The organism is Streptomyces viridosporus T7A (assembly GCF_008704515.1).
Taxonomy (GTDB): domain Bacteria; phylum Actinomycetota; class Actinomycetes; order Streptomycetales; family Streptomycetaceae; genus Streptomyces; species Streptomyces viridosporus.
Genome location: NZ_CP023700.1, coordinates 4,116,222 through 4,128,986, shown reverse-complemented (window position 1 = coordinate 4,128,986; position 12,765 = coordinate 4,116,222). Strand labels below are relative to the sequence as shown.

Sequence of the window (12,765 nt, the reverse complement as noted above, 5' to 3'; positions counted from 1 at the left end):
GGTTGTGCCACGGGGCGGGTGACCGGCCGTCGGGGGACGGCTCCGCGGGTGCCGGCCGTTCACCGTGCGGCGGCGAACGCCTCGTAGACCCTCTTGGGGATCCGCCCGCGCGCCGGGACGTCCATCCGGTTCGCCTGGGCCCAGGCGCGCACGGCCGCGGGGTCGGGGGCGACCTCCGTCTGCCGGTACGTCCGGCCCGAGCGCGACCGCTTGCGCCCGGCCTCCACGTACGGCGCGAGCGCCTTCCGTAGTTCGCCGGCGTTGGCTTCGTTCAGATCGATCTCGTACGACTTGCCGTCGAGTCCGAAGGCGATCGTCTCCGCCGCTTCCGAGCCGTCGATGTCGTCAAAGAGAGTGACCACGACCTTCTGCGCCACGAATATCGGTCCCTTCGTGCGGGATCTCGGTCCGGACGTCCGTGATGACGTGCCGGGACGTCACCGAGATGCCGTCTGTTCGCCTGTAATCGGGCAAAGTATCTGCTAATGGCAATTCATTTGTACAGTGCCCGGCAATGCATTGTGAAGCTCGACTAAATCTGTCCGCGTGTCCGTGGCGCAATAGAGATGGGCGAGAGAACGCGGATCTTTCCCGGATCTTTTCCCCGACGCCTCCTCATGTCACCCGATCGTGATCGTGCTCACGTAGATTCCTCCAACTCTACTCGCGTAGAAATTTTGTACGGGTAGTCTGAAGGAACCTGCTCAGCACCACACACCGGGAGTGCCAGTGGCACGCGTCGTAGTCGACGTCATGCTCAAGCCGGAGATCCTCGACCCCCAGGGCCAGGCGGTGCAGCGCGCACTGCCGCGGCTGGGTTTCGAAGGGATCTCGGACGTCCGTCAGGGAAAGCGATTCGAACTGGAAGTTGACGGGCCGGTCGACGAGGCCGCGCTCGCCCGCATCCACGATCTTGCGGAATCCTTCCTCGCCAACACCGTGATCGAGGACTTCACCGTCCGGGTGGAGTCGGAAGAGGCAGTCGCGGAGGCCGTGAAGTGACCGCTCGTATTGGCGTCGTCACTTTCCCCGGCAGCCTCGACGACCGGGACACCCAGCGCGCGATCCGGGTCGCCGGCGCCGAACCCGTGGCGCTCTGGCACAAGGACAAGAGCCTCAAGCAGGTCGACGCCGTGGTGCTGTGCGGCGGTTTCTCCTACGGCGACTACCTGCGCGCCGGGGCCATCGCCCGGTTCTCGCCGGTGATGGACACCGTCATCGAGCAGGCGAAGGCGGGCCTGCCCGTCCTCGGCATCTGCAACGGCTTCCAGATCCTCACCGAGGCGCACCTGCTGCCCGGCGGCATGCTGGGCAACGACCACCTGCACTTCATCTGCCGCGACCAGAAGCTGCGGGTGGAGAACGCGGACACCGCCTGGACCACCGACTACACGGCCGGCCAGGAGATCCACATCCCGCTGAAGAACATGGACGGCCGCTACGTCGCCGACCGGTACACGCTGGACGAGCTGGAGGCCGAGGGCCGTGTCGCCTTCCGGTACCTCGACTTCAACCCCAACGGCTCGCTCAACGACATCGCCGGCATCACCAACGAGGCGGGCAACGTCGTCGGCCTGATGCCGCACCCCGAGCACGCCGTCGAGTCGCTGATCGGTACGGGCCGTACCGACGGGCTCCCGTTCTTCACCTCGATCCTCAAGAAGCTGGTCAACGCATGAGCCGGACGCCTCTGGACACGGTCGAGCACGCGGCCGCGACCCCCGACGTCGAGCTGCCCTGGGCCGAACTCGGCCTGAAGAAGGACGAGTACGAGCGGATCGTCGAGATCCTCGGCCGCCGGCCCACCGGCGCCGAACTCGCCATGTACTCGGTGATGTGGTCCGAGCACTGCTCGTACAAGTCCTCCAAGGTCCACCTCCGCCAGTTCGGGGAGAAGGCCCCCGAGTCCGACGCCCTGCTCGTCGGCATCGGCGAGAACGCCGGCGTGGTCGACGTCGGCCAGGGCTACGCGGTCACCTTCAAGGTCGAGTCGCACAACCACCCCTCCTACGTCGAGCCCTACCAGGGCGCGGCCACCGGCGTCGGCGGCATCGTCCGCGACATCATCGCGATGGGCGCCCGCCCGGTCGCCGTCGTGGACCCGCTGCGCTTCGGCGCCGCCGACCACCCCGACACCAAGCGGGTGCTGCCCGGCGTCGTCGCCGGCATCGGCGGCTACGGCAACTGCCTGGGCCTGCCCAACATCGGCGGCGAGGTCGTCTTCGACGCCTGCTACCAGGGCAACCCGCTGGTCAACGCCGGAGCCATCGGCGTGATGCGGCACGAGGACATCCACCTCGCCAAGGCCTCCGGCGCGGGCAACAAGGTCATCCTGTACGGCGCCCGCACCGGCGGTGACGGCATCGGCGGCGCCTCGATCCTGGCCTCCGAGACCTTCGACGACGCCAAGCCCTCCAAGCGCCCGGCCGTCCAGGTCGGCGACCCCTTCCAGGAGAAGCTCCTCATCGAGTGCACCCTGGAGGCGTTCAAGGAGAAGCTGGTCGTCGGCATCCAGGACCTCGGCGCGGCCGGCCTGTCCTGCGCCACGTCCGAGCTGGCCTCCAACGGCTCCGGCGGCATGCGCGTCACCCTCGACGACGTCCCGCTGCGCGACTCGACCCTCTCTCCCGAGGAAATCCTCATGAGCGAGTCGCAGGAGCGCATGTGCGCGGTCGTCGAGCCCGGCAAGGTCGACCGCTTCCTCGAGATCTGCGACAAGTGGGACGTCATCGCCACCGTCATCGGCGAGGTGACCGACGGCGACCGCCTGGAGATCTACTGGCACGGCGGCAAGATCGTCGACGTCGACCCGCGCACCGTCGCCCACGACGGCCCGGTCTACGAGCGCCCCTACGCCCGCCCCGAGTGGCAGGACGCGCTCCAGGCCGACGACGCGAACAAGCTGCCCCGGCCGCGGACGTCCGAGGAGCTCAAGGACCAGGTCCTGAAGCTCGTCGGCTCGCCCAACCAGGCCTCCAAGCAGTGGATCACCCAGCAGTACGACCACTTCGTGCAGGGCAACACCGTGCTGGCCATGCCGGAGGACTCCGGCATGATCCGCATCGACGAGGAGAGCGGCCTCGGCGTCGCGATCGCCACCGACGGCAACGGCCGGTACGCCAAGCTCGACCCGTACACGGGCGCGCAGCTGGCCCTGGCGGAGGCCTACCGGAACGTGGCGACCACCGGTGCCAAGCCCCTCGCGGTCTCCGACTGCCTGAACTTCGGCTCGCCCGAGGACCCCGCGGTGATGTGGCAGTTCGCGGAGGCCGTGCGCGGCCTGGCGGACGCCTGCCAGGAGCTCGGCACCCCGGTGACCGGCGGCAACGTCTCGCTGTACAACCAGACCGGCGAGACGGCCATCCACCCGACCCCGGTGGTCGCGGTCCTCGGCGTCATCGACGACGTGGCCCGTCGCACCCCGGCCGCCTTCCAGGAGGAGGGCCAGCTGCTCTACCTCCTCGGCGACACCCGTGAGGAGTTCGGCGGCTCGGCCTGGTCCGAGGTCGTCCACGACCACCTCGGCGGTCTGCCCCCGCAGGTCGATCTGGAGCGCGAGCGGCTGCTCGGCGAGATCCTGATCGCCGCCTCCCGCGACGGCATGATCGACTCCGCGCACGACCTGTCCGACGGCGGTCTGATCCAGGCGGTCGTCGAGTCGGCGCTGCTCGGGGAGAAGGGCGCGCGTCTGGTCGTCCCGGACGGGCTCGACGCCTTCACCTTCCTGTTCTCCGAGTCGGCCGGCCGCGCGATCGTCGCGGTACCGCGCTCGGAGGAGGTCCGCTTCAACGACATGTGCGGCGCGCGCGGCCTCCCGGCCACCCGCATCGGCGTCGTCGACGGAGACACCGTGGAGGTCCAGGGCGAGTTCACGCTGACCCTCCGGGAACTGCGCGAGGTGCACGAGAGGACGATCCCGGCGCTGCTGGCCTGATCGCCGCCGGCCTGCTCCTCCCGCCTCGCCTGTTCGTACGAAGCCCCCGCCCGGTCCGCTGCCGGGCGGGGGCTTCGGCGTGTCTCCGCGTCTGCTTGCACGGGATTACGTAGTTACGTAATCTCGTGGTCGTGGAACTCGAAGAGCGCGTCGCCGACCTCGAACGCCGCCTCGCGGCACTGGAGGCGGACCGGCGCGGCGCACCCCGCCCCGGCGAAGGCGACTTCTGGGCCCTGGAGGGCTGGAAGGACCGGCTCGCCGGGATCGAGGCGGCCGACGGAGGCGTGCTGTTCACCGGCGCGGTCCGGCTGCCCACCGGCGAGCGGTACGAGTGGCAGTACGGCGCGCTCACCGAAGGGCTGCTGAACGACGACTGGCCGGCCGCCGCCGAGGCGTTCGCCGCGCTCGGTCACCCGGTGCGGCTGCGGCTGCTCCGCGAGATCGTCGGCGGCCGGCGCACCGCGGCCGAGCTCGCCGAACTGGACGGGGTCGGCACGACCGGCCAGATCTACCACCACCTGCGCCAGCTCACCGGCGCCGGCTGGCTGCACACCACCGGCCGCGGCCGCCACGAGGTGCCGCCGGGCCGGGTCGTACCGCTGCTGGTGGTGCTGTCGGCGGCGCGCGACTGACCGGGGACATCGCGATCGAGGGGGAACCATGTCCGCACGCAAACTCGCCATGACCGTCTTCCGGGGCCTGCAGCTGGGCTTCGTCGCCCTGGTGGCCGCCGACCTCTGCTTCGACTGGGGACACCCCTGGTGGTGGAACTTCCTCCCGCTGGTCCTGGCCCACCTCCTGATCACCGTGGTCAACCGGTGGGGCGGCGGCGCTCCGGACGCCCCGCGCGCCGCCCGCGAGCCGGTCGAGGTCGCCCCGCCGGTCACCGGCCGCTGGTCCGCGCTGAACAGCCCGGCCGACCGCACCCCGAGCCACGGCGTCCACGCCTACGGCCAGACGTACGCCATCGACGTCGTCGCCGAACCCGAGCCGGGCGCCCGCCCGGGTTTCTCCCCGCTGTGGCCGCTCGTCCGCCGCCCCGCCGACTTCCCGGCGTTCGGCGCCCCGCTGCACGCGGTCGCCGACGGCACGGTCGTCCGGGCCGACGACCGGCAGCGCGACCACCTCAGCCGCACCTCGCTGCCCGGGCTGCTGTACCTGATGCTGATCGAGGGCTCGGTGCGCGAGATGTCCGGGGTCCGCCGGATCCTCGGCAACCACCTGGTCCTGGACCTCGGCGACGGCACCCACGCCGCCTACGCCCACCTGCGCCGCGGCTCCCTCGCCGTCCGCGTGGGCGACACGGTGCGCGCCGGGCAGGTGCTCGCCCGCTGCGGCAACTCGGGCAACTCCTCCGAGCCGCACCTGCACTTCCAGCTGATGGACGGCCCCGACCCGGACACCGCGCGCGGCGTCCCGTTCACCTGGCGCGGCATCGGCGTACCGCGCAACGGGGAGACGTTCGACGTACCGCAGCCGGCGCCGGCCGCCCCCGCGCCGGATTCCCTCCCGGAGCCCTCCGACTTCCCCTTCCGTCCCGCATAGGCTCCTCCCATGCCACCGGCGAAGAAACGCACCCGCTCCTACGACCCCGTCAAGATCCGTGCCGCGGTGCTGGCCCAGTTCGGGAACGTCCGGGCCGCCGTGCGCACCCTCACCCCCGAGCAGCTCGCGCTGCCCACACGGCTCGGGGACTGGACGGTGCGGGACCTGGTCGCGCACCTCGGGGAGTCCCTGGGGGCGGTCGCCCGCCTGGTCGACCTCCCGGAGCCGGCCGCACAGGACGGGACGCTGACCGACTGGCCGCTCGCGATCGCCGCCGAGGCCCCGGACATCGCCGCACACGCCCGCGAGCAGGCCGAGCGCAACCCGGACCCGGACGCCCACCTCGCCGCCGCCGAGGAGCGCTTCACCGCCGACCTCGCCCTCCACCCCGGCACGAGACTGCTCGCCACCGGCGCCGGTGCCCTGCCGCTGGCCGACTACCTGGTCACCCGCACCGTCGAACTCGTCGTCCACACCGACGACCTGAACGCCGCCGTGCCCGGACTGGACGTCCCTTACGACCGCCAGGCCCTCGCCGCCTGCACCCGGCTGCTCGCCGACACGCTCGCCGCGAAGGCGCCCGGCGGCTCGACGGAGGTGCGGATCCCGCCGTACGCCGTCGTGCAGTGCGTGCCGGGACCGCGGCACACCCGCGGCACCCCGCCCCACGTCGTCGAGACCGACCCGCTGACCTGGATCCGGCTGGCCACCGGGCGGAAGGCCTGGCGGGACGCCGTGGCCGACGCCGAGGTGAGCGCGAGCGGGGAACGGGCGGACCTCGAGCCGTACCTGCCGCTGCTGGCGTGACCCGTGAGGGCGGCGGAAGAGGAAGGGAACCGTTTCCTCCCCGTCCCCGTCGGATGGGCATGGACACGCAGAGGCAGCAGCAGCGCAGGACCCTGGTGGCCGCCGCCGTGCTTCTCCCGCTCGTGGCGGCCTGCGGCGGCGAACAGGCGGGCGCGGGCCGCGGCAGCGGCTCCGCCGAGGCGGCGCCACCGCTCACCGGTGTCCGGTGGAACGTCGACAGCGTCACCGCGGACGGCACCACCCACCGCGCGCCCCCGGGCGTCCACATGAGCGTCGACGACCGCGGCCGGGCCGAGGGCAGCTACGGCTGCAACCGGTTCCGGGGCGACGTCGCCTTCGAGGGCGACCGGATCCGCCTGCGCGCCGACACCACCCTCAAGGCCTGCGCAGCACCGCGCATGGACTTCGAACGCACCCTCTCCCGCACCCTCACCGGCGGCGCGCTCACCACCCGCGTGGACGACGACCGCCTGACCCTCACCGCCGACGACGGCACGACCGTCCGCCTCAGCAGGGCCGGCGACGAGCCGCTGCACGGCACGCGGTGGACCGTCGCCCTCCCCGAGGCCGACGGCCGCGCCCACCTCACCTTCGACGAGAAGGGCACCGTCTCCGGCAGCCTCGGCTGCAACGACGTCAACGCCGACGCCACCGTCCGCGACGGCCATATCACCCTCGGCGCCCCCGCCATGACCCGAATGATGTGCGAAGACTCACTCATGGACGTCGAGAGGACCCTGCTGCGGCTCTTCGACGGCACGGTCGCCTACCGGATCGATCCCGGAAACCTGACGCTGACCAGCGAAAACGGAACCCGTGTCACTGCCTTCGCCGCCGAGTGATCCACCGGCGGGGGCGCATCCCGCATTCGGACCAGCGGTCGGCCTCGCCTACACTCGATGACGTGCCACGTGGTGACGGACGACTCAACCACGACCTGCTCCCCGGTGAGAAGGGCCCCCAGGACGCCTGCGGCGTCTTCGGTGTCTGGGCCCCGGGTGAAGAGGTCGCCAAGCTCACGTACTTCGGGCTCTACGCCCTCCAGCATCGGGGCCAGGAATCCGCGGGTATCGCGGTCAGCAACGGCTCCCAGATCCTCGTCTTCAAGGACATGGGCCTGGTCTCCCAGGTCTTCGACGAGACCTCGCTCGGTTCGCTCCAGGGTCACATCGCGGTCGGACACGCCCGCTACTCGACCACCGGCGCCTCCGTGTGGGAGAACGCCCAGCCGACCTTCCGCGCCACCGCGCACGGATCCATCGCGCTCGGCCACAACGGCAACCTGGTCAACACGGCGCAGCTCGCCGAGATGGTCGCCGAACTCCCCAAGGAGAACGGCCGCGCCCCGAAGGTGGCGGCCACCAACGACACCGACCTGATCACCGCCCTGCTGGCCGGCCAGCGCGCCGCCGACGGCGAACCGGTGACGGTCGAGCAGGCCGCGCACGTCGTCCTCCCGAAGGTCAGGGGCGCCTTCAGCCTCGTCTTCATGGACGAGGGCACCCTCTACGCCGCCCGCGACCCGCAGGGCATCCGCCCGCTGGTCCTCGGCCGCCTGGAGCGCGGCTGGGTGGTCGCCTCCGAGACCGCCGCCCTCGACATCACGGGCGCCAGCTTCGTCCGCGAGATCGAGCCGGGCGAGTTCGTCGCCATCGACGAGAACGGACTGCGCACCTCCCGATTCGCGGAAGCGAAGCCCAAGGGGTGTGTCTTCGAGTACGTGTACCTGGCCCGCCCGGACACCGACATCGCCGGCCGGAACGTGTACCTCTCGCGCGTCGAGATGGGCCGCCGCCTCGCCAAGGAGGCCCCGGCCGAGGCCGACCTGGTCATACCGACCCCCGAGTCCGGCACCCCGGCCGCCATCGGCTACGCCGAGGAGTCCGGCATCCCCTTCGGCGCCGGCCTGGTCAAGAACGCGTACGTCGGGCGGACCTTCATCCAGCCCTCGCAGACCATCCGGCAGCTCGGCATCCGCCTGAAGCTGAACCCGCTCAAGGAAGTCATCAAGGGCAAGCGCCTGGTCGTCGTCGACGACTCGATCGTCCGCGGCAACACCCAGCGCGCCCTGGTCCGCATGCTCCGCGAGGCCGGTGCCGCCGAGGTCCACATCCGGATCTCCTCGCCGCCCGTGAAGTGGCCCTGCTTCTTCGGCATCGACTTCGCCACCCGCGCCGAGCTCATCGCCAACGGGATGACCATCGACGAGATCGGCACCTCGCTGGGCGCCGACTCCCTGGCGTACATCTCCATCGACGGCATGATCGAGGCGACCACCATCGCCAAGCCGAACCTGTGCCGCGCCTGCTTCGACGGCGAGTACCCGATGGAGCTGCCCGACCCCGAGCTCCTCGGCAAGCAGCTCCTGGAGACCGAGCTGGCCGCCGGCACCGCCGCCCCGGCCGCGGTCGACGCGATCCGCCGCCCGTAAGCCCTGCCGGACGACACGAAAGCTCTCACAGTCATGTCCCAAACACCTCTTGCCGGGGGCGGCGCCAGCTATGCAGCGGCGGGCGTCGACATCGAAGCGGGCGACCGCGCCGTCGAGCTCATGAAGGAGTGGGTGAAGAAGACGCAGCGCCCCGAGGTCCTCGGCGGCCTCGGCGGTTTCGCCGGCCTCTTCGACGCCTCCGCCCTGAAGAACTACGACCGACCCCTGCTCGCCTCCGCCACGGACGGCGTCGGCACCAAGGTCGACATCGCCCGCCGGATGGGCGTGTACGACTCCATCGGCCACGACCTGGTCGCCATGGTCATGGACGACATCGTGGTGTGCGGTGCCGAGCCGCTGTTCATGACCGACTACATCTGCGTCGGCAAGGTCCACCCCGAACGCGTCGCCGCCCTCGTCAAGGGCATCGCCGAGGGCTGTGTGCTGGCCGGATGCGCCCTGGTCGGCGGTGAGACGGCCGAGCACCCGGGCCTGCTCGGTCCGGACGACTTCGACGTCGCCGGCGCCGGTACGGGCGTCGTGGAGGCCGACCGGATGCTCGGCGCGGACCGCATCCGCGAGGGCGACGCGGTGATCGCCATGGCGTCCTCCGGACTTCACTCGAACGGGTACTCCCTCGTTCGGCACGTGCTGCTGGACCGGGCCGGACTCGACCTGGACCGCCGGATCGACGAACTGGGCCGCACCCTCGGCGAGGAACTGCTCGAGCCCACCAAGATCTACTCGCTGGACTGCCTGGCCCTGATCCGCACCACCGAGGTGCACGCCTTCAGCCACGTCACCGGCGGCGGTCTGGCGGCCAACCTGGCCCGGGTCGTCCCGGACGGGCTGCACGCGGTCGTCGACCGCTCCACCTGGACCCCGGCCCCGGTCTTCGACCTCGTCGGCCGGACCGGTTCGGTCGAGCGCGCGGAGCTGGAGAAGACCCTCAACATGGGCGTCGGCATGATCGCCATCGTGCCGCAGGAGTCCACGGACGTGGCGCTGGCGACGCTGGCCGACCGCGGTGTGGACGCCTGGGTGGCCGGCGAGATCACCGGCCGGGGCGAGCACACGACCGGCGCGGCCCTCGTGGGCGACTACGCGGACTGAGCACCGGAATGCTGCCCGCGCGTGCGACGGGCGGGCAGCATGAAACCCGGTCGGTGACCGGAATCACCGACCGGGCTGATGCTCAGTGCAAGGTCAAGCGCCGCGACGCTGTTGCGGGGACTGGCCGTCCTCGTCCTCGTCGTCGTCCTCGTAGAGATCGGCGTACCGTGCGTACAGGTCGTCGTCTCGCTCATCGTCCTCGAAATGGTCACCGTTCGGTGACTGGTTCGACGTCGATGCGCCCAGCTCCTCGGCCAGGCGTGCAAGGTCCGTCCCACCGCTGTTGTACTTCAGCTGGCGGGCGACCTTCGTCTGCTTGGCCTTGGCCCGGCCGCGCCCCATGGCTCGACCCCCTCAACGACGGGGCTCGACGGCCCCAGAGTCTTGACACGCGTTCATGGTCCAGAACGAACTCTCCTCGGAGAGTCCGGTCTGTAGAGCTTCCACGGTACCTGAGCCCGCGCCCATCCGGTACGTCGCCCGCATGACGTGCCCGCGCCCAGACCCTCGAGACATCCCGTCCTCGCTGGTCAAACGCGATTTTAACCACTTATCGGCGGTCGACCCGCCGGGAGAAGTGAGAGTTCTCTCCAAGTGCCCCCGGCGGGTACCGGCCGAACGCGCGCGGGCGCCCGCTGCCGGGCGCCCGCGCACACCTCGTGCCCCGCGTGTCAGGCCGCCGGGCGCGCCTCCGCCATCCGCTGCTCGGCGATCCGGTCGGCCGCGGCAGCCGGCGGAATCCCGTCCGCCTTCGCACGTGCGAATATGGCGAGCGTGGTGTCGAAGATCTTCGCCGCCTTCGCCCGGCACCGGTCGAAGTCGAAGCCGTGCAGCTCGTCGGCCACCTGGATGACCCCGCCGGCGTTCACCACGTAGTCCGGCGCGTAGAGGATCCCGCGGTCGGCGAGGTCCTTCTCCACCCCCGGGTGGGCGAGCTGGTTGTTGGCGGCGCCGCAGACCACCTTGGCGGTCAGCACCGGCACGCTGTCGTCGTTCAGCGCGCCGCCCAGGGCGCACGGGGCGTAGACGTCCAGGCCCTCGGTCCGGATCAGCGCCTCGGTGTCGGCGACCGCCGAGACGCCCTCGGGGTGCCGGTCGAGGATCCGCCGCACGGCGTCCTCGCGCACATCGGTGATCACGACCCGGGCGCCCTCGGCCCGCAGGTGCTCCACCAGGTGGTGGCCGACCTTGCCGACCCCCGCGACGCCGACCGTGCGGTCCCGCAGCGACGGGTCGCCCCACAGGTGCTGGGCGGCCGCCCGCATGCCCTGGTAGACGCCGAAGGAGGTGAGCACCGAGGAGTCGCCGGCGCCGCCGTTCTCGGGGGAGCGGCCGGTGGTCCAGCGGCACTCGCGGGCCACGACGTCCATGTCGGCCACGTAGGTGCCCACGTCGCAGGCGGTGACGTACCGACCGCCGAGCGAGGCGACGAACCGGCCGTAGGCCAGCAGCAGCTCCTCGCTCTTGAGCTGCTCCGGGTCGCCGATGATCACGGCCTTGCCGCCGCCGTGGTCGAGACCGGCCAGGGCGTTCTTGTACGACATCCCGCGCGCGAGGTTCAGCGCGTCGGCGACGGCCTCCTCCTCGGTCGCGTACGGGTAGAAGCGCGTACCGCCGAGGGCGGGGCCCAGGGCGGTGGAGTGGATGGCGATCACGGCCTTGAGGCCGCTGGCACGGTCCTGGCAGAGCACGACTTGCTCGTGGCCGCCCTGGTCCGAACGGAACAGGGTGTGCAGGACGCCGTCAGATACGTCGGTCACTGTGGTGACTCCTGAGTAAGTAGCGGCGGGGTGGGAACAGTCTCCCCGGTTCCCCGCGCTTGTGGCAGTGGGGAGGGTGGCGGGACTGTGAGCACGAGGGTAGAGCCTGAGGCGCTCGCGGGGCGCACCGTGGCGGGGATCACCTCCGACCGGAGTACCGCCGTGCGACGATTTGCATGGATTTCCCGCGCATCCGTGTGAAGGGCCGGCAGGTTTTCACGGCGGTCCTCGGGGGAGGGAGCAGGCGTGCCCAAGGTGACCTCGGTGATCGTCCCCTACACGACCTACCTGCGCGTGTACGAACCGCTGGCCGCCTTTCCCGAGCCGGAGCGCGACCACTGGGCCCGCTACGCCCACCGCCCCGACCGCCCCTCCTACCAGGACGAACTCCGCCGGGCGCTGACCGACCTGGTGCCCACCCCGCCGGTGCCGGTGCCGGTTCACGAAAGCGACGACGCGTTCGTGCTGGAGAGCGACGGCGTGGTCCACGTCTGCCCCTGGCGCACCCGGCTGCGCGGCTGGCAGGCCCTGGGCGAACTCGCCGAGGACTTCCCCCCGCCGGTCCTCGACGCGCTCCTGCCCCCGGTGCTGCGCCGCCAGGCGGCCCAGGACTACGAGCGCTGGCTGACCGACCACCCCGACGCCCGGCCCTGGATCCGCACCGCCACCTGGCAGGTGCCGATCAACTGGTTCGTGCTGTTCGCGGACGAGGAGCGCGAGTACGCCAAGGGCTCCGCCGACGAGGCGCCCTTCCTGCGCTACCGGACGCCCATGGTCCAGGCCCGGCGGCGGGTCGCGCGGGGTCTGCGGGCCCTGCGCGACGCGGTGGAGGAGGGGCCGCTGATCGACGGCCTCGTCGATGTCGGTCGCTGGCTCGAGGAGTTCCACCCGCGCTCCCTGGTCGAGCTGGACTACGGCGGCCTGGTGCACGCCCTGCCGGCCGGCGCGCTGGAGGACGACCACTCGGCGGCGGACGTGGCCGAGGGGATCGCGGCGCTGCGCCGCGGTGACGACGAGGGCGCGGGCGCCGCGTACGGGCGGCTGGTCGACCGGTGGCGGTCGGTACGGGACCTGCGCTCGGCGAACTGACGTTTGACCAAACGCCCTTCTTCGGGTTTTGTCTTCGCCCTGAGGTTCCGTCAACCCGGACCCGACAACGGACGTAGGCGCCGATT

13 protein-coding genes are annotated in these 12,765 nt (G+C 71.3%); 10 read left to right on the top strand and 3 right to left on the bottom strand.

Annotation, left to right across the window (positions count from 1 at the left end; genetic code table 11):
• Window positions 1-59 precede the first annotated feature (59 nt).
• Complete coding sequence (locus CP969_RS19115; RefSeq protein ID WP_004986277.1) at window positions 60-377, bottom strand: histone-like nucleoid-structuring protein Lsr2; 318 nt, start codon at window positions 375-377, stop codon at window positions 60-62.
• Between the two features lie 352 nt (window positions 378-729).
• Here CP969_RS19115 and purS point away from each other — a divergent pair, with 352 nt between their 5' ends.
• The 9 genes from purS (at window position 730) to purM (ending at window position 9,830) form a co-directional block, all read left to right on the top strand.
• Window positions 730-1,002 carry a phosphoribosylformylglycinamidine synthase subunit PurS gene (purS, locus tag CP969_RS19110; protein WP_004986278.1) on the top strand — a complete coding sequence of 91 codons (273 nt, stop codon included), beginning with the start codon at window positions 730-732 and terminating at the stop codon, window positions 1,000-1,002.
• Window positions 999-1,679, top strand: a complete 681-nt coding sequence (gene purQ, locus CP969_RS19105; RefSeq protein WP_004986279.1) for a phosphoribosylformylglycinamidine synthase subunit PurQ — start codon at window positions 999-1,001, stop codon at window positions 1,677-1,679. Before purS ends, purQ begins: the two co-directional genes overlap by 4 nt.
• Window positions 1,676-3,934: a phosphoribosylformylglycinamidine synthase subunit PurL gene (gene purL / locus CP969_RS19100; RefSeq protein ID WP_016825568.1), complete on the top strand. Its 2,259-nt coding sequence runs from the start codon at window positions 1,676-1,678 to the stop codon at window positions 3,932-3,934. Before purQ ends, purL begins: the two co-directional genes overlap by 4 nt.
• Before the next feature lie 131 nt (window positions 3,935-4,065).
• Window positions 4,066-4,566 carry an ArsR/SmtB family transcription factor gene (locus CP969_RS19095; RefSeq protein WP_026085057.1) on the top strand — a complete coding sequence of 167 codons (501 nt, stop codon included), beginning with the start codon at window positions 4,066-4,068 and terminating at the stop codon, window positions 4,564-4,566.
• 28 nt (window positions 4,567-4,594) lie between these two features.
• On the top strand, window positions 4,595-5,479 hold the full coding sequence (locus tag CP969_RS19090; RefSeq protein WP_016825570.1) for a M23 family metallopeptidase: 885 nt from the start codon (window positions 4,595-4,597) through the stop codon (window positions 5,477-5,479).
• Window positions 5,480-5,488: 9 nt separating this feature from the next.
• Window positions 5,489-6,286, top strand: a complete 798-nt coding sequence (locus CP969_RS19085) for a maleylpyruvate isomerase family mycothiol-dependent enzyme (protein WP_016825571.1) — start codon at window positions 5,489-5,491, stop codon at window positions 6,284-6,286.
• 53 nt (window positions 6,287-6,339) lie between these two features.
• Window positions 6,340-7,128 (top strand): META domain-containing protein, encoded by a 789-nt coding sequence (locus CP969_RS19080; RefSeq protein ID WP_016825572.1) that lies wholly within the window; start codon window positions 6,340-6,342, stop codon window positions 7,126-7,128.
• A 62-nt stretch (window positions 7,129-7,190) separates the two neighbouring features.
• Window positions 7,191-8,717 (top strand): amidophosphoribosyltransferase, encoded by a 1,527-nt coding sequence (purF, locus tag CP969_RS19075; protein WP_016825573.1) that lies wholly within the window; start codon window positions 7,191-7,193, stop codon window positions 8,715-8,717.
• A gap of 33 nt (window positions 8,718-8,750) precedes the next feature.
• Window positions 8,751-9,830 (top strand): phosphoribosylformylglycinamidine cyclo-ligase, encoded by a 1,080-nt coding sequence (gene purM, locus CP969_RS19070; protein ID WP_004986288.1) that lies wholly within the window; start codon window positions 8,751-8,753, stop codon window positions 9,828-9,830.
• 93 nt (window positions 9,831-9,923) lie between these two features.
• Here purM and CP969_RS19065 read toward each other — a convergent pair whose 3' ends face one another.
• Window positions 9,924-10,172: a DUF3073 domain-containing protein gene (locus CP969_RS19065; RefSeq protein WP_004986289.1), complete on the bottom strand. Its 249-nt coding sequence runs from the start codon at window positions 10,170-10,172 to the stop codon at window positions 9,924-9,926.
• A gap of 329 nt (window positions 10,173-10,501) precedes the next feature.
• On the bottom strand, window positions 10,502-11,590 hold the full coding sequence (locus CP969_RS19060) for a Leu/Phe/Val dehydrogenase (RefSeq protein ID WP_016825575.1): 1,089 nt from the start codon (window positions 11,588-11,590) through the stop codon (window positions 10,502-10,504).
• Window positions 11,591-11,836: 246 nt separating this feature from the next.
• Between CP969_RS19060 and CP969_RS19055 the strand changes: the two genes are divergently transcribed.
• Window positions 11,837-12,679 carry a DUF8083 family protein gene (locus CP969_RS19055; RefSeq protein WP_004986291.1) on the top strand — a complete coding sequence of 281 codons (843 nt, stop codon included), beginning with the start codon at window positions 11,837-11,839 and terminating at the stop codon, window positions 12,677-12,679.
• The last annotated feature ends 86 nt before the right edge of the window (window positions 12,680-12,765 follow it).